We start from the raw sequence: 20,693 nt of genomic DNA on the forward strand, positions 1-20,693 counted from the left end.
GGCTACTTGACCAGCTCCAGCTTATAGGCGGCTTTTATAAGCCCCACGGTATTCTTCGCATGCAGCTTATTGAGCAGATTCTGTCGGTGAGTATCCACCGTCCGCTTCCCGACAAAGAGCCTTTCGGCGATTTCTTCGTTGGTCATTTCCTGGGCAATCATCTGCAACACTTCGAGCTCCCGTTTGGTGAGCCCGTGTTTTTCGAGGATCTGATCGACCGCCTTTTTACCGGCGGCGTCCAGGAGTTTATTGGAGACCTCGTTGGAGTAGTACGTCTTGTTCTCCAGGATGGTCTTGATGGCCGCCAGGAGTTGTGTAGGTTCAATATTTTTCAGGACATAGCCCCGGGTGCCGGAGGCGATCATCCGTTCCACGAAGGAGAGCTCGTCGTAATTGGAAAGTGCCAGGATCTTTGTCCGGGGCTGGTATTTCAGGATGTTTTCGGCCGTCTGGGCACCGCTCATGTCCGGCATCTGGTAGTCCAAAAGGATGACGTCATAGGGCTTGCGCATGACTTTTTTGACCGCTTCCTCGCCATTCTCGGCCTCGTCGATGATGAACTGGAACACGTCTTTTTTCGACTGCAACATGACCTTGATTCCATCCCGCACCATCTGGTGATCGTCCACGATCAGGAGGTTGATGAGGTGTACCGCTACGTCGTTATCTGCTGTTACTGTCATAGGAGCCTTGGGTATTAGTGTTTATTGGGTAGTGTCAAATGGTATTCTGCGCCGCTTCCCGGGGAGCTTTTGATCCGGACCTCACCCTCGTGGGATTTGATCCTGGATTGAACGTTGTACAAACCCCGTCCCGGGGACGCCAGGCCCTCGGCAAGCTCGAACCCCTGGCCATTGTCCTTGAGAACGATCCGGACCTGGGTCTTGTTGTGCTGGAATTTCATCCAGATCTTGTCTGCGTTGCCATGCCGGAGGGCGTTGGTGATAAACTCCTGGACCACCCTGAAAATATCGATCTCCACTTTCTGGAGAAGGGAGGGGAAGTCTTCGGGACAGTCTATCGTAAACCGCACCCGGCCAGCATACGTTGGTTGTTTGCACAATTGCTCGATCGCCTTTAGGAGACCGAACTCCTCAAGGGTCTTTGGCATTAAGTTAAAACAAATATTGCGCATCTCCGCCTGTACTTTCATCAGGGCCTCATTGCTTTTGAGCAGGATATCCCGGTTCCGGCTGTCGGCGGTGTTGTCCACGGCCGCGCTGATATAGAACTTGATGGCGGAGATCTGTTGCCCGAGGCTGTCGTGCAGGTCCTGGGCCAGGCGCTGGCGTTCCTTTTCCTGGGTATCGATAATGGCGCGGAGCAGGAGGTTTTCCGATTGTATCTGGAGGGTGATGTCTTTGGCGGTGACGATAATGCTGCTGTTTTTCCGGGTATCGTCCATCAGGTAGGAGGAATAAATATTCACGGGGATTTTTTTACCCGTCGCCGTGATGAACACGCTGTCCGAGAAAACCGATGGTTTGCCGGCCTTGAGTTGGTGGAAAATAAAGGAAAACAGCGACCCCCGTCCGCCCTCCTGCCATTCGTCCAGGGTCCGGCCCAGGAGCTCCTCCCGGGGACACTCCAGCTGTTCGCAGGCCGTTTTGTTGATCTCCTCGATCCTCCCGGCCCGGTTGAGCACCAGGACGATGTCCGAAACGGAGTTCAAAATATTGATAACGTAATTCTTACGAATAGTGGAGTCCTTCAGCTCTTCGCCCAGCATGTTTACGCCGGTGATGAAGGCATCGATGTCATCCAGTTTTTCGGATAAGTCCAGGCGTCGCTCAAACTTCCCCAGCGAGTAGTCAGTAAGTAGCCTGTTGATTTTGTGGATACGTTTGTCCAATTCCCTGCAACCGATTTGTCCTAAAGTTAACAATTTTAGAGTCGGATTCTCCATGGGCCGGTTTACTACGTTTAAATACGTAGGAAAAATTACTAACGTGCATTTTTTAATTCAGTATTTTATACGTTGTCTGGTGTCCTATAATGAAATATGTTGGGCTCTATACCAAACCTCAAGACTATGGGAAAGAGCGCATCATTCTACGAGACCATCGACCAGATCATCACGCATGGTGTTCAGAAGGACATCCTGCATTTGTACAATGAGGACCACTCCTTCAGCGGGAACTATCTGCAGCTAAGAGGTAAGCGGGTGGTCAATTTCGGATCGTGCAGTTATTTGGGATTGGAGTTTGATGAGCGGCTGAAGCAAAGCGCCAAGGATGCCATAGACCGTTATGGCACCCAGTTTTCCGAGTCGAGGGCGTATGTATCGCTGAAGCTTTATCAGGACCTCGAAGAAGCCTTTTTGCAAATATTCGGACAGCCCATCGTCATCGTGCCCACGACGACCCTGGGGCACTTGTCGAACCTGCCCGTGCTGGTCCAGGACGAAGACGCCATCATCCTGGATCACCAGGTCCATAACTCGGTCCAGTCCGCGGTGACCCCGCTGAAAGCAAGGGGCGTGTATACCGAGCTGGTGCGTCACAACCGCATGGACCAGGTGGAGGACAAGATCAAAGAACTCCGCAGCAAGCACCGTAAAATCTGGTATATGGCAGACGGGGTGTATTCCATGTTTGGGGACAACTGCCCCGTGGACGATCTCTATGCCCTGATGGACAAGTATCCCGAGCTCCACGCCTACGTGGATGATGCCCACGGGATGAGTGTCCACGGCCAACACGGTCGCGGGTGGGTGCTCAACAACCGGCCCATGCACCCGAAAATGATCATGGCGACCTCGCTGGCAAAGGCCTTTGCCACCGGGGGCGCAGTCATGGTCTATCCCGACGCCGAACAGATGCAAAAGGTGCGGAACTGCGGGGCGCCCCTGTTGTCCTCCGGACCCCTTCAACCCGCCACGCTGGGCGCTGCCCTGGCGTCGGCCCGTATCCACCTTACCCCCGAGATCTATGACTTACAGGCGGACCTTCACGAAAGGATCCGGTTTACCAACCTCATGCTCAGGAAATACAAACTGCCCGCGGTGTCCACACCGATCGGGGCCGTCTTCTTCGTGGGTGTGAGCCTTCCGAAGCTGGCCTACAATATGGTAGGCCGGTTACTCGACGCCGGGTTCTATGTGAACCTGGGCGTTTTCCCCGTCGTCCCTATGAAACAGGCGGGCGTCCGCTTCACCATCACGCGGCTGCATACTTTTGCTCAAATCGAGGACATGATCGCTACCATGGCGGCGGAACTGCCCAAAGCCATGAAAGAAGAAGGCATGACCCTTGCCGACATCTACAAGGCCTTCAAAATGCCGATGCCCGAAGAGGTCGAACTCGACCGTTCGGTGAACACCGTCCTGGCGCAAAGCCTGTCCCTGAACCTCAGCCATTATAAGGAAATCGCCGAGGTGCCGAGGGCGGAATGGAACGCCATGATGGAAGACCGGGGTACCTTCGACTGGGAAGGCATGCACACCCTGGAGGCATCCTTTACCCACAACGAACAACCCGCCAACAACTGGTCTTTTGACTATGTGGTGGTCCGGGACCAGGAGGAGCGGCCTGTCGTGGCCTCCTTCCTGACAACGGGGATGTGGAAGGACGATATGTTGTCGCCTGCGGCCGTGTCAAGGCACGTGGAAGAGCTGCGCAAAAAAGATCCGTACTACCTGACCTCCAAAGTCACGGCCGTCGGGTCGCTGCTCACCGAAGGAGAACACCTGTACATCGATAAGACGTCGCCCCTGTGGAAGGACGCCTTGCTGATGTTTGTCGAAAAAGCATACTCGATACAAGAACAGCACAAGTCGGGGAATGTGGTTGTCCGGGATTTCCATGGAATCGACCCGGAACTGGATGCGCTGATGGTGGACAACGGTTTTGTCCGCATCGCCATGCCGGAAACCAGCATCGTCTCCGACCTCAGCTGGGAAGGCCGCGAGGGCTACTATGAGTCTTTGTCTGCCCGTTCCCGGCAGCACTACAGGGAGGACGTACGCAAGCACGAAGCCAAATACGACGTGCGCGTGGTCACAGCTTACCCCGGAGACGACGTGATCGACGAATGGTATGGGTTGTATCAAAATGTAAAAACCCACAGCCTGGAACTGAATACGTTTGATCTGCCCAAAAAATGGTTTGCCCGGATCTTCGATAACCCAAAGTGGGAGGTACTGGTTTTGTCGCTAAAACCCGGTTTCGGGGAAAACGACAAACCGGTCTGCATAGTGATCAATTACAAAGGGGAGCATACCTACTCGCCCATGGTCATCGGTTTGGATTATACCCACAACAGAGACTACAAGATCTATCGGCAGGCACTTTATCAATTGGTACTCAGGGCAAAAGACCTCGGGAAGGCAAAGGTTTGTTTGGGATTCGCCGCCGCCGTGGAGAAAAAGAAAGTCGGTGCCGTACAGGTACAGGCCTACGCTTATATACACAGCAGGGATACTTTCAATATGGAAGTTTTGGCAAGTCTCAAAGAAAATACCGTTCTTTACTCCCGTCAATCTTAGTTGATACAAACCGGATGAACACCGAGCGCGTTGCAGTTATAACCTCAAACACACTACGTCATATGCCAACCACAATGAAAAGGATGACCTCTATCGGTAATTGCATGAACCATCATGAAGATAACCAAAGGAGAATATTGTCAATTCAATCTGAAATCAAAGGTGGAATTGCTCAAGGAGTTTGGGCAACTGGAGTTTGAGCGCTCATTCGGCAGCACAGAGGTCCGTATCTTTACCATATATGATTTCTACGTCGAAGTCATATACAACCAGATGAAGGAGGAGATTGAAAAAGTGGAACCGGTAAATTTTATGGACATCTTACGTATGTACGATAATATGACCAATGAAAAAAATAAGAACGAGGAAGGCGGCTAGCGGCCGCCTTCCCGTTTTATAAGCTTTATCATTCCGACGAATTTCTCCAGTGCCGCATTCCGGCTGTCTTTCACCCATACCGCTGTCAACTCCGCCTGCCGCTGGGTATGCCGGAGGGGCAGGAACTTCACTGTGTGCCTATACAACCGCCGGAAAGTCTCCGGCAAAATGGATATCCCCAACCCGCTTTCCACCAGCTTGACGATCGTATGCCCGTGTGTGGACTCATGAGCCACCAGGGGGTGCAACCCTGCTTCCGTACAAATCCCCAGGATGTGTTCGTGGTACAGCTCGCCGTCGTGCCGGGGCGGCAGGATAAACCGCTCGCTGGCCACCTGCTGCAGGCTTTTAAAGCTTCGGGCCGTCAGGGGGTGCGCCAAAGGCACCACCAGGTAAAACGGCTCTTTCCAGACGGGCTGGGTGTCCCAGAGCGGGTAGGGGGGAGGGTTGCGCAGAAAACCGATGTCCAGTTCTCCGCTTTTCAAGGCCTCCAGCTGTGCCGCGGAGGTCATTTCATTCAAATAAGTTTGTATCCTGGGGTATTGCCGGTTCAAGGCAGGCAACACCCGGGGCAGCACGGTGTTGACACACGACCCCGTATACCCGATCCGCAATTCCCCGTCCAGCCCGTCCGCCACGAGCTTGACCCGATGGGCGATGTCCGCCAGTTGGGACAAAAGAGGCGTGGTCGCCTGTAGCAAATACGCCCCCGCGGGCGTCAGGGACACGTTACGCCGGTCCCGTTCCAAAAGACGCACTCCCAGCTCCTCCTCCAGGGCCTTGACCTGGCGGCTCAGGGCGGGCTGGGCGATAAACAGCTTTTGCGCCGCCCGGTTGAAGTGGAGCTCTTCGGCGACCGTGCGGAAATACGTGAGCTGACGAATATCCATTAATGCCGTTTTGTTATCAATAGACCTCAAAAATAGTATAATCCGGTATTATTCGTTTACGCTTACTTTGCTCCAGGATGAGCTATAATTATTTGCCTTTAGACGAACGCTGGCTGGGCATCGACCAGGTAGACTGGCTCCTGGCCTACCAACAACGGATCTCCATCACCTTCGGCGCCCACGAACGGATCCGGCACTGCCGGGAATACCTCGACGGCCTCACCGGTTCGGAGCTGTTCTATGGCATCAACACCGGTTTCGGTTTTCTCCAAAACGTCCGCATCGACCCAGGGCAAACCGAAGCGCTGCAGTATAACCTCCTAAAGTCCCACGCCTGCGGGATGGGAGAGGTCGTACCGGAACCCATCGTCCGGCTCATGCTTGCCTTTAAGATCAAGTCCCTCAGCTACGGCCACTCCGGTGTCCAGATCGATACCGTCAAACGGCTCCTGGACTTCTACAACGAAGACGTCCTCCCCGTGGTCTATACCCAGGGCTCGCTTGGCGCCAGCGGCGACCTGGCCCCCCTGAGCCACCTTTGCCTGCCCCTCATCGGGCTGGGAGAGGTTTTCGTAGACGGCCGGCGCCGGTTGTCCTCCGATGTCCTCCGGGAAAAGGGTTGGAGTCCTATTCGCCTCCGGAGCAAGGAAGGCCTCGCCCTCATCAACGGCACCCAATTTATGAGCGCCTACGGGATGTACATCCTGACCCGCGCCCGTCACCTGCTCCGCTGGGCCGACCTCATCGCCTCCCTCTCATGGGACGCTTTCGATTGCAGCCCCGAGCCGTTGCATCCAGCTATACACGCCATCCGTCCTCACTCCGGCCAAATCGCAACGGCTCAGGCCCTCCGCGAACACCTCGCAGGGAGTGAGCTCGCCTACCGGTCCAAGGCCCAGGTCCAGGATCCCTATTCTTTCCGGTGTATCCCACAGGTCCACGGCGCCACCGCCGGCGTTTTCGACCATGTGCTCGGTGTTTTCCTCACCGAAATCAATTCCGTCACCGACAACCCCAACATATTCCCTGACGAAGACCTCATCCTTAGCGGTGGCAATTTTCACGGCCAGCCCCTCGCCCTCGCCCTCGACTACCTCGCGATCGCCCTGTCAGAGCTCGCCAGCATCAGCGAACGCCGCGTGTTTCAGCTCCTCAGCGGCCAGCGCGGGCTGCCCCTTTTCCTCGTCAAAAACCCCGGTCTCCATTCCGGTTTTATGATCCCGCAATACACCGCCGCCGGTATCGTCAGCGAAAACAAACAGCTGTGTACTCCCGCCTCCGTTGACTCCATCACCTCGTCCAACGGACAGGAAGACCACGTCAGCATGGGCGCCGGCGCCGCCACCAAGTGCTACCGCATCCTCCACAATGTCGAACGCGTCCTCGCCATAGAACTCATGAGCGCCGCCCAGGCCCTGGAGTTCCGGCGCCCGTTGCACAGCTCGCCCCGCCTCGAACGGCTCCACTCCGCCTTCCGCGAGGTCGTTTCGTTTAACGACGCGGACCGCGTGTTGCACGACGATATGATGGAAGCGGTGCGCTTCCTGCAACGGCCTGTGGAGGCTTTTACGGAGGCCGTTTCCGCTCAAGAGACATTTTCTATATACAACTCGCCTGTATGAACACCTTGACCCCTTCCGGCGGCGGAGCCGCCACCACACAGGGCGCCGCCGGCGCAACCGCCTCGGGCGCTACGACTGCAGCCCCCGGCGGCGAAGCCGCCGCTAACGCCACGCAGGGCGCCGCCAGTGCCGTCGCTGCGGGCGCCGCCGCCACGCCTCGTACATCAGAGACCGCCGCCTTCCTCGCGCGCTACGCCGCGCACCCCCACTACGAAGCCCCCCGGGGCACGACCCTCCACGCCCGGAGCTGGCAGACCGAAGCGCCTTTGCGCATGCTGCTCAACAACCTGGACGCGGGCGTCGCCGAAAACCCCGATGGGCTCGTAGTCTACGGTGGCATTGGCCAGGCCGCGCGGAACACCGAAGCGCTACAAAAGATCATCGAGCTCCTGCTCCACCTCGACGAAGACCACTCCCTCCTCGTCCAAAGCGGCAAGCCCGTCGGCATCGTCCGGACACACCCGATGGCGCCCCGGGTCCTGATCGCCAACAGCAACCTCGTGCCCCACTGGGCCACCTGGGAGCACTTCAACGACCTCCGGGCCAGGGGCCTGATGATGTACGGCCAAATGACCGCCGGCTCCTGGATCTATATCGGCACACAGGGCATCCTCCAGGGCACCTACGAGACCTTTGCCGCCTGCGGCCGCCGTCACTTCGGCGGTACCCTGAAAGGGCGCCTGGTCGTCACCGCGGGGCTCGGGGGCATGGGCGGAGCCCAACCCCTGGCCGCCACCATGGCCGGCGCCGCCTTCCTGGGGGTCGACGTGGACCCCACCCGTATCCAAAAGCGGCTGGATACACGCTACATCGATCGCATGACTACGAATTATAGCGAGGCCCTGGCGTGGGTCCTGGAGGCGAAGGCCTCCGGGACCGCGCTCTCGGTCGGGCTCGTCGGCGACGCCGGCGACGTCCTGGCGCGGCTCCGGGAAGACGGGATCATCCCCGACGTCCTCACCGACCAGACGTCCGCTCACGACCCCCTCAACGGCTACGTGCCCCACGGCATCAGCCTTGAAGAGGCCCTGGCCCTGCGAAAGGCCGACCCCGCCGAGTACCAGCGGCGATCCATCGCCTCCATGGCCCGGCACGTCCGGCTGATGCTCTCCATGCAGGAAGCCGGCGCCGTCGTGTTCGACTATGGCAACAACATCCGCGCCTACGCCGTCGAGGGTGGGGTAGACAACGCCTTCGACTTTCCCGGTTTTGTCCCCGCCTATATCCGCCCCCTTTTCTGCGAAGGCAAGGGCCCCTTCCGCTGGGTTGCCCTCAGCGGGGATCCCGAAGACATCTATACGACCGACAAGGCCCTCATGGAGGCCTTTCCCGAGAATACCCACCTCCTCCGCTGGCTGACCGAAGCCCGGCAAAAAGTCGCCTTCCAGGGGCTGCCCGCACGTATTTGCTGGTTAGGCATGGGAGAGCGGGAAAAGGCAGGACTGATCTTCAACGACCTCGTCCGCACGGGCCGCGTCAAGGCCCCCATCGTCATCGGCCGCGACCACCTCGACTGCGGCTCCGTCGCCAGCCCCAACCGGGAGACCGAGGGCATGCTCGACGGCAGCGACGCCGTCAGCGACTGGGCCTTGCTCAACCTCATGGGCAACACCGCCGGGGGTGCCACCTGGGTGTCCTTTCATCACGGGGGCGGGGTTGGCATGGGCTATTCCCAGCATGCCGGTATGGTGATCCTTGCCGACGGCACCGACAGGGCCGACGCCTGTCTGCGCCGTGTCCTCTACAATGACCCGGCGCTGGGCATCTTCCGGCACGCGGACGCGGGGTATGAGCGCGCGGAGGCGTGGGCGGAGCAATTTGGACTTAAAATCTGATTTTCGGCCGCCATGCACCCAATGCTTTATTTGTTGGTAGATTTGACAGCGTCTTCTTATATTCGCCTTGAATAATCATCCAAGGAATATGAATGCCCCACAATTGAAACTGTATACTCTTTTGAAAAATGATGGGCGCCTGTCCGACGCCAAGGCCCGGGAATTGATAGAAGCTTTTGATGAATTGATACAGCAGCATATAAAAAATGCTAGTCCTGAATATCAAAGTGCCCAAAAGGGGAATTTGCTTAGGTTGGAAACGAACTTACGCACTGAAATAAAGAATATCAATTTAGATGCTGGCAAATGGATGATCGGGTTATACATAATCCTAGGTTTTGCTTTCATGCTATTGGAACTATATTTCAAAAAATAGCGCCTACCTTTGCGCATGCACCCATGGATCGGTACCATTAAGAAAAAAGTCGTTCGCGGATACCACAATGGGGTATACTTCCTGCGTACAAAGGTCACCAAGGTTCAGTATATTATTCTCACCGCAACCCTGACCGGCCTGGTGTCCGGTATCATGGCCGTCCTCCTCAAAAACTCCGTTCACCAGGTAGAAAAGCTGGTGCAGCATTTTAGCGGTAAGGAGTACCTGTTCCTGTTGTGTCCCGCGGCGGGGCTGCTGCTCACTACCTGGATCATCCAGCGCTTTTTCCGGGGACATATCGACAAGGGGATTGCCATGGTGCTGAAAGCCATCGCGCGCAAGTCTGCGTTTATTCCATCCCGCAACAACTATATCCATTTTATCACCAGTGCCCTTACGGTAGGATCGGGCGGGTCGGCCGGTCTGGAATCCCCCATCGTCGCCACGGGCTCCTCCTTAGGCTCCACGATGGGCCGCCTGGGTCTGCTGAATTATTCCGAACGAACGCTGATGATCGGTTGCGGGGCGGCCGCAGGGATCGCCGCCGTTTACGACGCGCCTATTGCAGGGGTCATGTTTGCCGTTGAGGTCCTCCTGGCGGAAACCATGGTCAGCTATTTTGTCCCCCTGATCATCGCCGCGGTCGTGGGGGCGCTTTGTTCGAAGGTATACCTTGGCAAAACCGAGCTTTTCCACTTCGCCCTCCAGCAAGGTTTCAACTATAACAACGTTCCCTTTTACTTCCTCATGGGCGTAGGAGCGGGTTTCCTGTCTCTGTATTACGCAAAAGCGTTCCGCGGGGTGGACGGTCGTTTTCATCATTGGAAAAAAAGCCCCTATGCAAAGGCGCTCACCGGTGGTCTGATGCTGGCTATGTTTTTTTTGCTTTTCGCCCCCCTCTACGGAGAAGGATATGAAAGCGTGAAAATGCTTGCAGACGGTACACCCGAACACATCCTCCCTACCGCCGGCTGGTTGCACTTTGTACAGCAGAACGTGTTGCTCCTCATCTTTACCGGCTGTATCCTTTTACTCAAACCCATCACTGCGGCCATTACGATCGGCGCCGGCGGGAACGGCGGCAATTTCGCCCCCTCCGTTTTTGTCGGTGCGTACTGGGGTTTCTTTTTTTCCAGGCTTGGAAACGCCACCGGCTGGCTACACCTGCCCGAAGGCAATTTTACCCTGGTTGGCATGGCAGGCGTGCTTGCCGGTGTGATGTACTGCCCGCTCACCGCGATCTTTCTGATCGCCGAAATCACCAACGGCTACGACCTCATCATCCCCTTGATGATCGTCAGTACCACCGCCTACTTTATCGCCAAGACCTTCGAACCCTACTATATGGAGACCAAACAGCTTGCGATGTCGGGGCAGATCTTTACCCACCGCCGCGAGCGCAACATCCTCTCCTCCCTTAGCCTCGATGCCCTGACCCAACGCGACCACACGGTCCTTCACCCCGACGACTCCTTCCTCGACCTCGTCCGGCTCATCCAGCGCGAAGACAAAAACATATTTGCCGTCGTAGACAAGGCCCACCGGCTGGCAGGGATCGTCGAGCTCGGGGACATCAAGCACATGCTTTTCCAACCCGAATCATACGACAAGACCCTTTTGAAGGACATCCTCAAGCAGGCCCCGGCGGTTCTGTCCATCGACACGCCGATGACCAACGTGATGCAGCAGTTCGACGAGACGCGCGCGGCCTATCTGCCCGTCGTAGACGAGGAAAGGCGGTTCTTAGGTTTTGTATCCAAATCCCGCTTGTTCGAACAATACCGTTCCCGCGTAGCACAGCAAAAGGATATTTACGAAGAAGACTAACGCTATGACGTCCACTTTGATCCACAACATCGGGCTCCTGGTGGGGACCCGCCCGAGGGGCCACGGGGCCGCCGCGGGGCACGCGGCCGCAGGCCCGTTCGCGGATGCTGCCCCGCACGCGCACGGCGCACATGCCGCAGGCCCCCTCGCGGGCGCCGCCCTCGCGCACCTCCCGTCGCTGACCGACGCCTGGCTGCTCGTCACCGACGGGCGCATCGCCGCGTTCGGCCAGGGCCATCCCCATGGGCCCCAAGGCGGCCTCGTCGCGACGCCGCAAGGCGCCTCCCCCCTCCCCGCCGTCTACCGCCAACTCGACGCCTCCGGCGCCCTCGTCCTGCCGTCCTGGTGCGATTCCCACACGCACCTCGTATTCGCAGGCTACCGCGAAGGCGAATTCGTCGATAAAATCAGGGGCCTGACCTACGCCGAGATCGCCGCCCGGGGCGGCGGCATCCTGAGGTCCGCGCGCCTGCTCAACGAGACCCCGGAAGACGTGTTGTATGTAAACGCCTGGGCCCGTTTGCACGAATGCATGCAACAGGGCACCGGGGCCATCGAGATCAAAAGCGGTTACGGTCTTAGCGTAGAGGGAGAACTCAAGATGCTCCGCGTCATCCGGCGCTTAAAAGAAAACGCACCGATCCCGGTCCGGGCGACCTTTTTGGGCGCGCATGCCTTACCGGACGCCTACAAAGATGACCGGGAGGGCTACATAAACCTGATCATAGAGAAAATGCTCCCGCAAATAGCCGCCGAAGGCCTGGCCGATTACATCGATGTCTTTTGTGAAGAGGGCTTCTTCACACAGGAAGAAACCGAGCGCATCGGGAGAGCCGGAGAAACCTATGGCCTGAAAGCTAAGCTCCACGCCAACCAGCTCCACCGCTCCGGTGGCGTTCAGGCGGGCGTGGCATTAAAGGCCTTATCGGTGGACCACCTCGAAACGATGGGACAAGAGGAGATCGATTGTCTGAAAGGGAGCAACACCATCGCGACCTTGCTGCCCGGTGCTGCCTTCTTCCTCAGGATGGGCTATCCGCCCGCCCGGGCGATGGTGGACGCCGGGTTGCCGCTGGCCCTGGCGAGTGACTACAACCCCGGCTCGTGTCCGAGCGGGAACATGAACCTGGTGGTCTCCCTGGCTTGCATACAAATGCGGCTCCTTCCGGAGGAAGCCATCAACGCCGCCACGCTCAACGGGGCGTATGCCATGGGGCTGGGGGAGGAGGTGGGGAGCATCACGGAGGGCAAACGCGCGAACCTTCTTTTTATGCGGCCGGTGCCTTCGTTAGCCTACCTGCCGTATGCATTCGGTACGAACTGTATCGATAGAGTTATGGTGAATGGGGAGTTTTTGCTATATTAGGTATCATGCGATTGCCCGGAATTATCCTGATGTTGTGCCTTGTGTCCTGCCACAAAAACCCGGGGGGAGGGGTATCGGCTACCGGAATCGTTTACGATTCAGTGCTTCATCAACCGATACAAGGGGCTACGGTGTACCTGATCGGCGTACAAAGCAGCAACTCAATATTGCCCGTTTTTGATACAGGGTATCTGGCATCTGCCCGGACCGACGCCCAGGGAAATTTTTCGATCGGGTACCATCCACAAGGGAACTACATCGCCTATCAACTCGCGTTGATTTATTACCACCCAGCCACGTTCATCAATTTCCTGACACGGGCATGTATACCGGATACGGTTGGGTCCACTTACTTTTTCCCAAAAGATTCATTACCGCGGGACGTGGTGCTTAGAGGACGGACGCTAGAACCAGCCCACATGGCCATTTCAGACAGCCGGAGTGACACCTTGATGGTCAGGGTGCTATCTACGGCAGGTTGGGTATCCGACTACTTATTCACCGATCTCTTGCCTGTCGATACAGCTTTTACCATCCAGGTTTTGCCAAACAGCCCGAATTATATCGAATATTATAAAGGGTCCCTTTTCGCCCCGGTGGAGATAGATACCTTATTACCCCTGCCTAATAACACGCTTCAATTCACCCATCAGTTCTGAGTTTTTGGCGTTTTTATAGTAAACGACGCCTCATGCGCTACCTCAAGATTGCGCTAGCACGGGTATCTCCTTGCGCTGGATTACTACCCTGCTTCGGGCGGTTCCAAAGGGTTTCCGCAAAATTATATACCCGACAGCACAGCCCCGTTTTATGCATTTGACTATGGGTTCCAGAAAGAAGGCGTGGAGCTAAGGGCGACCCGCCCGCCGATACGACGATAACGGCCTGGTTGTTGCCCGACAGCCGGAATGCGATCAACTATTTCGTGGATGGCCGCCGGACTCCGGCGGGGACGGACAGCCTGTCGCCGGTCCCCGGGGATACGCTCCAGGTGACGCATCACTTCTAGAGTGGCGGAAAATGTATACCTTTCCCGGTACATTGTTTGTCTATGCGCCATTTTCAACAGTACCACCCCACCCATCTCCAGCAGGGGACGAGGGTCCGCCGTTACGAAACAAAGCTGGGAGAACGCCTGCGCACCGCGGGGGCAGACTGGAAGGAGTCCCTGGCTAAAACCCCTGCCCGGTTTGTGTTGCTGGGGATCCCGGAGGACATCGGCGTAAAGGCCAACGGGGGAACGGGGGGGACGTCGACGGCCTGGCCGGCTTTTATCGACGCTTTTCTGAACATCCAAAGCACCGATACGTTTAGCGGGGAAGAAATCCTGCTCCTGGGCGCGTTTGATTTCAGCGAGGTCAGCCGGACGATCGAAATGAACGCCAAAAACAGCGAGGAAGGGCTACAGGCCTACCGGCACGCTGTTTCCGGGGTGGTCGACGAAGAAGTGGAAGAGGTCATCAAATACGTCACGGCCGCCGGGAAGATCCCGCTGGTCGTGGGTGGCGGACACAACAATGCTTATCCCATCATCAAGGGAGCGGCGAAGGGGTGGAGACAAAACGGAAAAATGGACCGTCCCCGCCTCAATGTCCTGAACCTGGACGCCCACGCGGATTTCCGGATAGAGGAGGGGCGGCATAGCGGCAATGCATTCCGGTATGCGATGAACGAGGATTTCCTCGACCGGTATGCGGTGATCGGGTTGCACGAGAACTACAACAGCCAGTCCATGATGGACGACCTTTACCAGAATACGCGCATCCAGTATACGACCTACGAGGATATTTTCCTCCGGGGCCTCCTGAGCTTCGAGCAGGCGGTCCAGACCGCCATGACCTTTGCTAAGATCGGGCTCACGGGAATCGAGCTGGACCTGGATGCGATCGAAAACGTGCTGGCCAGTGCCCAGACGCCTTGCGGCATCAACCTGCTCCAGGCGCGGCAATACCTTTGGATGACGGCTTCGGAATTGCAGCCTGCTTATCTGCACATCGCGGAAGGCGCTTCACAGACGGAAGACGGGCGGCGCGATCCCACCATAGGGAAGCTGATCGCCTTCCTGGTGAGTGACTTCGTGAAAGCCATGCCCGCTTAGGGCTTCGTCGCCAACTGTATCATACTCTCCATTTCCTCCACAGTCGCCTGCGTATCCCCGTTGAACCCGACCGCCTTGAACCGGAGGTTCCCGTTCGGGTCGATCACGAACTTGGTCGGGATACCTTCGACCTTATACTTGCCCACCACGTCGTTGTCGTTGTCCATCAGGATGTGGAACGTGTAGGGATTGGCCGCCGCAAAGTCGGAAGCGTTTTTGTTTTTGTCGTCGGCGTTTTCCCAGGTATCGATAAACAGCAGTACGACGTTGTTGTCGGCCTTGTGTTTATCCACGAGCTTTTGCATGGCCGGGAAAGAAGCCTTGCAAGGCCCGCACCAGGTCGCCCAGAAATCCAGCACGACGGTCTTTCCGCGATAGCTGTCCAGGGAAACCTTGTCCCCCTTCAGGTCCCGGAGGACGAAGTGCGCCGCTGGCTCGTTCAGGATCGTCTTGATCATTTCGGCCTGCTTTGCCGCTTTGGCCTTGCTTTCCAGAGCCGCCAGGGCGTCGTCGGCGCTGCCGCTGCCGTTGTACAGCCTTTTATACTCTGCCACCATCGAGGAATCGTAGTCGCCTTTGGCGATGTAGGTGCTCAGCCCGGCGATCACCTTGGAGGGCTTTTCTACTTTTTCCATCATTAAGTAATAGCGTCCCACGATGCTCTTGTCTGCATCCGCGATCTTCATGGCGATGGATTCAAAGGAAAAGGCGTTTTTATAGTCCCCGGTCTTATACAACAGGTAGGCATAAGTATCGGCGTACAGGGCGTACGAATTTTTCAGTTCCTGTACATATTGTGTCTTTGTGTAGTAGGCGGGTTTCCCTTCCCCGCTTGCCTCCAGGGCGGTCAGGGTATCCAGGGATGCCTTGGACAGCGCCGTGGCCTCTGCCAGCGACTGGCCCTTCTCGACGGCCGACCAGGCGATGTTGTTGTACAACGCCGCCAAGGATGAACCGCGGAGATCGGGCGGAATGCGCTTGACGGCCTCGTTGACATCTCCCTTTTCGGCATAGGCATAGATAATGCCTTGATTCATGGCCCGGCCTATGGTCATTCCACCCCCTGGTGCCGGCGGTTCGTTGGGAAAGGCCTTCTTATAGGCGTCGAGGATCTTTTTCTTTTCCTCAACATCAACAGCGGCCGATTCCTTCCGGTAAAAGTCCATTTTAAGCCAGTCCCCGGAGGGATATTTCTGGTGAAAAAGATTGGTCAGGATATCGGACAGCGGTTTGTCTTTGAGCTGCCGGCCGGCTATAAAGGCCGCGGTGGTATAGGTCGACTCGGTAGCGCTGGTATCCAGGGGGAGAGAGGAGATTTCCTTTAAGGCCCTGGTGGTATCCTTTTTATACGCCAGGTAGTAGGTCACCTTATCGTAGAATGCCGTCGGGGCTTCTGTAAGAGACGCCCAATACTGTTGCTGAAACCCGTCCGCCCGGTCCTTGTCCGGGGTCATCCCAAAGGCGAACTTACCGAAGTTACCGTAGGCCTCTGCAAGGGCCTTGTAGCCGTCCCGGAGGGGCTGGCCGTCTGCTCCGTTCAACCCGGAAGCGACCACCTTGAGGGGCTTTCCGGCGGGGTCGAACACGCTCAGGACAATGGCCGTGGCCGTATCCGGGACGCTACCGGTGGCAGTCCATCCGTCCCCATCTCGGTGAAATGACAGGTCCTGGGCCTGGATGTTGTTCTTTTTATTAAAGGAAAAAAGCCCGCCGGCCAGCTCGCGCTTTTTGGCCAGGGCCTTGTCCTCCGAGGTATAGTGTACGGTCACCTGGGTTCCGGGTTGCGGCGTAGCGGGGTTGACCAAAAGGGTGTCGTGCAAAAGCGCGAGCAGCAGCAAGGTAAAATGCATATAACTATACTTTTAGGTATGAATATAGGGAATTCAAACGAAGGCGCATAGCCCCCTTAAAAATTTATGCCGAGGTTAACGTATCCCAGCACCTTCCTGCTTTGATCCCCATACATCAGGCTAAACTCGATCGGCCCGATGGGGCTGTCGTAACCGGCAGACAGGGAAGACCCGGACAGGAAGGAGGGACTGACCAACTGGTCTTTGACGTTTAGGTAATTGTAGACCCCGACGTTTTCCCGGGCCGTCAGGTATATCTGGGGCAGGGCTTCGTAGCGGAAACCCAACAGGAGGCTGCTGATCGAAGACGTATAGACCATGCCTTCATCATACCCGGCAAACGTAACCTGGTTGTGGAATTGAGGCGTAAGGCCCCCAACCATGAAGTCGTTGACACGGTTGACCTGGTAGCGGAAATTCACGGCCGTCTGGGTTTGCCAGAAAAGGGTGCTTTTCCGGTGGAGGCTGATGTATTGGGTAGCGTCCAGCAAGAAACGGGTATAGTCGGCGGCGTTCTTGTTCAAAGAGTCCGTGTTGACGCGGACGCCGTTGTCGGTGATTTCGAAGTCCGGGGATTGCCCGTAGGTCAGGTCATATTCGGCATTGACCTTCGAGCCCGATCGGGGATAATTCCAGCGGTCCAGCGTATTGACCTGGAAATAAGGATAGGAAGTAAAGAAATTGTCCGCGCCCTTGAGCACCAGGGGAGAGGTCAGCACGGGCCGGAAGACCGAATTTTCGAAACGCGTGCCCAGCCCCAGGGCGACGATGCGGTTGACCGAGCGCTGGATCCGCAGGTCGCCCACTGCATAGAGGTTCCGGTAGATCCCGTCCTGGTCGAAATTGGTGTAGGTATTGTATTCCGGGGCTTCGTCCTCAAAGGTGGCGATGAGGGCCGTTTGGTTGTGGGTGCCGAAGTATTGCAGGTGTTGTCCCTTGATCCGGAAGGTCTGCCCGATGCTCAAGGTGACCAGGCTCCGGCTGTGCTTTGTAAAGTAGTTGCGCGTGGTGAGGTCGGCGATGAGGTTGGCCCCGGAGAAAATATTATAACTCAGCGCCACCTTGGCTTCCGTCGTGGGGTTTTCGGACACCTCGAAGACCAGCAGGGCCGTGCTGTCCGGGCGGGGCTCCAGGTAGTACATGACTTTGCCATAGTACCGCGTCCCGTATACCCTCCGGGCCATCAGCGTGACCTGGCGGGCGGTATACTTTCGGGGGCCCTTGTATCCGAGCATGTCCACAAAAAAGGTGGAGTCGGTTTTCACCAGCCCACGGATCTGGATGTCGGATACCTGGACCGAATCCACCAGGGGAAGCCGGTTTTGCGGGGCGGGCTCCGGTCCGTACAGGGCATCCAGGGAATCTTTCAGGCGTTTGATAGCGGGATAGTACTCCCGTCCTTTCTCCACGCCCTGCTGGATGATCTCGTTTGCCCGTCCAAAGCTCGCGGCCGAGTAGCCCAGCATCGGGTGATAGATATATAAATCGGTTAACGACTGCTGGTGTTTGTTGTCTTCCGCCTCTTTAAAAAAGGCGATCTGGAGCAACACCTGTAAAACGTTGTTGATCTTTTTGGTGGGTAGGAGTCCATTCGCAACGCTGCTCCCGATCACTATTTTTGCCCCCATATCCCTGACCTCCTGCACCGGGAAGTTCCGGACCACGCCGCCGTCCACCAACATCACGGAATCGATCCGCACCGCCGTAAACACCGTGGGAATGGCCATGCTAGACCGGATGGCTTTGACCAGCTCGCCCTTGTCCAACACCACGATCGAACCGTCCGATATGTTGGTGGCGATGCATTTGAAGGGGATGGACAGTTTTGTAAAGTCCTTTGTCTGGTATACGGGGTAAAAAAGCTCGCTGAACTTCAACCAGAGTTCCTCCGCCTCCAGCAAACCCGTCGGCAGCCGGAACCCGTGGTTTGACCAGGGGAGCTCCAGGGCGTATTTGCCGTACTCGTCCTTCTCCTCCATTTTCAGGCTGGTCAGGTTGGTCTGGTTGCTGAGCAGGCTGGCCCAGTCGATGGCCCGCGTGATCTTTTCCAAGGTATCCGCGGAATATCCCGCGGCATAGAGCCCGCCGATGATGCTGCCCATGCTCGTCCCCGTGATGGCGTCCACCTTTAGCCCCGCCGAGTCGATGGCCTTGAGGATGCCGATATGCGCCAGCCCTTTGGCGCCGCCCCCGCTAAGGGTCACGCCGACCGGGGGACGGGTTTGCGCCGCCGCTCCTAAAAAAGAAACGCAACAGAGGAAAAGGACGACCAGGCGCAAATGCATCATGGCCTGAAATTAAGGGATTATCCCTAGCGGTCTGCCAGGTCTTTCTTAGAGAGCTTGATCAGCACTCTTTTTTCCTTCATATCCCTGACGATTTCCTTACTATAGGAATCCGCGAGGTCATTGGCGGAACTGGGATCGAATGAATTGCTTTGGACCGAGTACAACACCTTGTCGGAGGTCACGTCGTAGAAATTGGTCTCCCAGGCAAAACAGTTGGCGCTGCGCACATAGCCGGGGCTATAGTAGCCGCCGCCCCAGCCCCAACCCCAGCCCCAGGGACTGGGATAGATGGTGCCCGGGACGTATTGACGCGTCCGGCGATGGTCGGTCTGGGAAATCGTCAGCAGGCCATCCGCGCCGTCGGATTTTGCCTTGGCAACGGACGCCTGTTCGGTCATGCCTTCAAAGGCTTTGGGCCCAAATTCCTGAAATGCGGACACCGCCTCATAACCGTTGCGGCGGAGCTGTTCCACCATGCTGTGTTCCATAGCCTGGCGGATATTGCGCTGGTTGTCGGGTACCATCGCGAGTACCATGACTTTGCTGTAGTGCACGGCGGGCACCCTGTCGTTCCTCCAGGAAGACGTGATGTGCGTGTTGCTACAGGCGGCCAGCAGAAAAAGGGCGAGGATCCAGGTCTTTCTCATAACACTTAGACCCCGGAAGTGCCCGGAGGTTAAACGAAACCCCGGGACTATAACAAACCTTTAAAGGTTGGCGACCAAATAAACTTCGTTGTTCAGGTAAGGACCACCGGGATAAGGAGCGGAGTAGTCCAGGTTGACCCAGTATTCCCCGTTGTGGGCGTGGTAGAAGATACGATCCACGTGCTCGTCGGCGAACAGGGTCCGCACGGCTTGTTGGAAGGTATCGAAGTCGGCCTTATTCCCTACATACAGTTCAGGGTACATGTGGCCTTTAATTACCACCAGCCGGGCTTGGGCGCCGATGGCTTCCATACAGGAGCCCATCAGGATGGCGTGGTCGTCGCAGTCCCCACCCAACCCGTTCAGGATGGTTTCTTTCGGGGTGGCGTAGTATTCGTTGTCCTTCGGATCGGGGACGTATTTGAAGTTGTGGTTGATGTATTTAAAAAGGGAGAGCTCCCGGGCCACCATCTGGTATTTGGGAAAAGCATTGTCAAAGCTTTCCAGCGAATGCTTTACGGCGAAATTGCGGACCATGGGATCGGTAATGGTAGCCCTGGAACGCAGGGTGTCGGCCAGTTGGGTGCGGCTGTCACCCCAGAGGTCCGGAACGACATTCAAAGAAGAAATTTCTTTTTGGTCGCGGGCGTTCCAATTGCCTGTCACATAGTGGCTATAGTCATGGACCGCGTTAACGAGGGTGTAGCCCCCAGATAACTGATTGTATACCAATACGGAGAAAAGTAAAAGGGTGGCGGGGATCACCAACGGGCGGAACAGATCGATCATGATCCGGATGACGACCAGGGCCACCAGGAAGGAAAAAATCATGGTCACCACGAAGTGGTGGATCTGAACATTGGGTAAAAACCGATTGATTAACAGGCCCAAAGGAAGGAGGGCGAGGAAACCGAATATTTCCGAAAGAAAGACTTTAGTGTTTTCGTAGAGGGAATTTGTCGCTTTCATAACGGTTCTTCGTTTATTGGATAATAGGGTACCGGGCTAACTTGGTTACTTGTTCGTTAAT

General features: G+C 56.7%; 16 protein-coding genes. 9 read left to right on the forward strand and 7 right to left on the reverse strand.

Going from position 1 to position 20,693, the window contains the following annotated elements; all coding sequences use genetic code 11:
- Positions 1-2: 2 nt before the first annotated feature.
- Together EDB95_RS25365 and EDB95_RS25370 are read right to left on the reverse strand one after the other, a co-directional pair.
- On the reverse strand, positions 3-683 hold the full coding sequence (locus EDB95_RS25365) for a response regulator (protein WP_133999256.1): 681 nt from the start codon (positions 681-683) through the stop codon (positions 3-5).
- 14 nt (positions 684-697) lie between these two features.
- Positions 698-1,852: a PAS domain-containing sensor histidine kinase gene (locus EDB95_RS25370; protein ID WP_162852789.1), complete on the reverse strand. Its 1,155-nt coding sequence runs from the start codon at positions 1,850-1,852 to the stop codon at positions 698-700.
- Positions 1,853-2,032: 180 nt separating this feature from the next.
- Between EDB95_RS25370 and EDB95_RS25375 the strand changes: the two genes are divergently transcribed.
- Positions 2,033-4,486 (forward strand): aminotransferase class I/II-fold pyridoxal phosphate-dependent enzyme, encoded by a 2,454-nt coding sequence (locus EDB95_RS25375; RefSeq protein WP_162852790.1) that lies wholly within the window; start codon positions 2,033-2,035, stop codon positions 4,484-4,486.
- 114 nt (positions 4,487-4,600) lie between these two features.
- Positions 4,601-4,864, forward strand: a complete 264-nt coding sequence (locus tag EDB95_RS25380; protein ID WP_133999265.1) for a hypothetical protein — start codon at positions 4,601-4,603, stop codon at positions 4,862-4,864.
- On the opposite strand, the gene EDB95_RS25385 is transcribed toward EDB95_RS25380, so the two are convergent.
- Positions 4,861-5,754 (reverse strand): LysR family transcriptional regulator, encoded by an 894-nt coding sequence (locus EDB95_RS25385; protein WP_133999268.1) that lies wholly within the window; start codon positions 5,752-5,754, stop codon positions 4,861-4,863. The two genes, EDB95_RS25380 and EDB95_RS25385, sit on opposite strands and share 4 nt — an antisense overlap.
- Positions 5,755-5,831: 77 nt before the next feature.
- Between EDB95_RS25385 and hutH the strand changes: the two genes are divergently transcribed.
- The 7 genes from hutH (at position 5,832) to EDB95_RS25420 (ending at position 14,878) form a co-directional block, all read left to right on the forward strand.
- The gene (gene hutH, locus EDB95_RS25390) at positions 5,832-7,376 is read left to right on the forward strand and encodes a histidine ammonia-lyase (RefSeq protein ID WP_133999271.1); all 1,545 of its coding nucleotides are present in this window, start codon (positions 5,832-5,834) and stop codon (positions 7,374-7,376) included.
- Positions 7,373-9,211 (forward strand): urocanate hydratase, encoded by a 1,839-nt coding sequence (hutU, locus tag EDB95_RS25395; RefSeq protein WP_133999274.1) that lies wholly within the window; start codon positions 7,373-7,375, stop codon positions 9,209-9,211. Before hutH ends, hutU begins: the two co-directional genes overlap by 4 nt.
- A gap of 88 nt (positions 9,212-9,299) precedes the next feature.
- On the forward strand, positions 9,300-9,587 hold the full coding sequence (locus EDB95_RS25400) for a hypothetical protein (protein ID WP_133999277.1): 288 nt from the start codon (positions 9,300-9,302) through the stop codon (positions 9,585-9,587).
- Positions 9,588-9,602: 15 nt separating this feature from the next.
- The gene (locus EDB95_RS25405) at positions 9,603-11,414 is read left to right on the forward strand and encodes a chloride channel protein (protein WP_133999280.1); all 1,812 of its coding nucleotides are present in this window, start codon (positions 9,603-9,605) and stop codon (positions 11,412-11,414) included.
- 4 nt (positions 11,415-11,418) lie between these two features.
- Positions 11,419-12,780: an imidazolonepropionase gene (gene hutI, locus EDB95_RS25410; protein ID WP_133999283.1), complete on the forward strand. Its 1,362-nt coding sequence runs from the start codon at positions 11,419-11,421 to the stop codon at positions 12,778-12,780.
- Between the two features lie 5 nt (positions 12,781-12,785).
- Complete coding sequence (locus EDB95_RS25415) at positions 12,786-13,439, forward strand: peptidase associated/transthyretin-like domain-containing protein (RefSeq protein ID WP_133999286.1); 654 nt, start codon at positions 12,786-12,788, stop codon at positions 13,437-13,439.
- Between the two features lie 392 nt (positions 13,440-13,831).
- Positions 13,832-14,878 carry an arginase family protein gene (locus tag EDB95_RS25420; protein ID WP_133999289.1) on the forward strand — a complete coding sequence of 349 codons (1,047 nt, stop codon included), beginning with the start codon at positions 13,832-13,834 and terminating at the stop codon, positions 14,876-14,878.
- On the opposite strand, the gene EDB95_RS25425 is transcribed toward EDB95_RS25420, so the two are convergent.
- Genes EDB95_RS25425 through EDB95_RS25440 form a run of 4 tightly spaced genes read right to left on the reverse strand, consistent with a single transcriptional unit; the run spans position 14,875 to position 20,632 of the window.
- Positions 14,875-16,728: a TlpA family protein disulfide reductase gene (locus EDB95_RS25425; protein ID WP_133999292.1), complete on the reverse strand. Its 1,854-nt coding sequence runs from the start codon at positions 16,726-16,728 to the stop codon at positions 14,875-14,877. The two genes, EDB95_RS25420 and EDB95_RS25425, sit on opposite strands and share 4 nt — an antisense overlap.
- A 56-nt stretch (positions 16,729-16,784) precedes the next feature.
- Positions 16,785-19,016 carry a patatin-like phospholipase family protein gene (locus tag EDB95_RS25430; RefSeq protein WP_133999295.1) on the reverse strand — a complete coding sequence of 744 codons (2,232 nt, stop codon included), beginning with the start codon at positions 19,014-19,016 and terminating at the stop codon, positions 16,785-16,787.
- A gap of 23 nt (positions 19,017-19,039) precedes the next feature.
- Positions 19,040-19,663, reverse strand: coding sequence for a hypothetical protein (locus tag EDB95_RS25435; RefSeq protein ID WP_133999297.1), 624 nt, complete (start codon positions 19,661-19,663; stop codon positions 19,040-19,042).
- Positions 19,664-19,723: 60 nt separating this feature from the next.
- A complete protein-coding gene (locus tag EDB95_RS25440; protein ID WP_133999299.1) occupies positions 19,724-20,632 on the reverse strand; it encodes a transglutaminase-like domain-containing protein in 909 nt (302 codons plus the stop codon).
- Positions 20,633-20,693: the final 61 nt, after the last annotated feature.

This window comes from Dinghuibacter silviterrae (assembly GCF_004366355.1).
Classification (GTDB): Bacteria; Bacteroidota; Bacteroidia; order Chitinophagales; family Chitinophagaceae; genus Dinghuibacter; species Dinghuibacter silviterrae.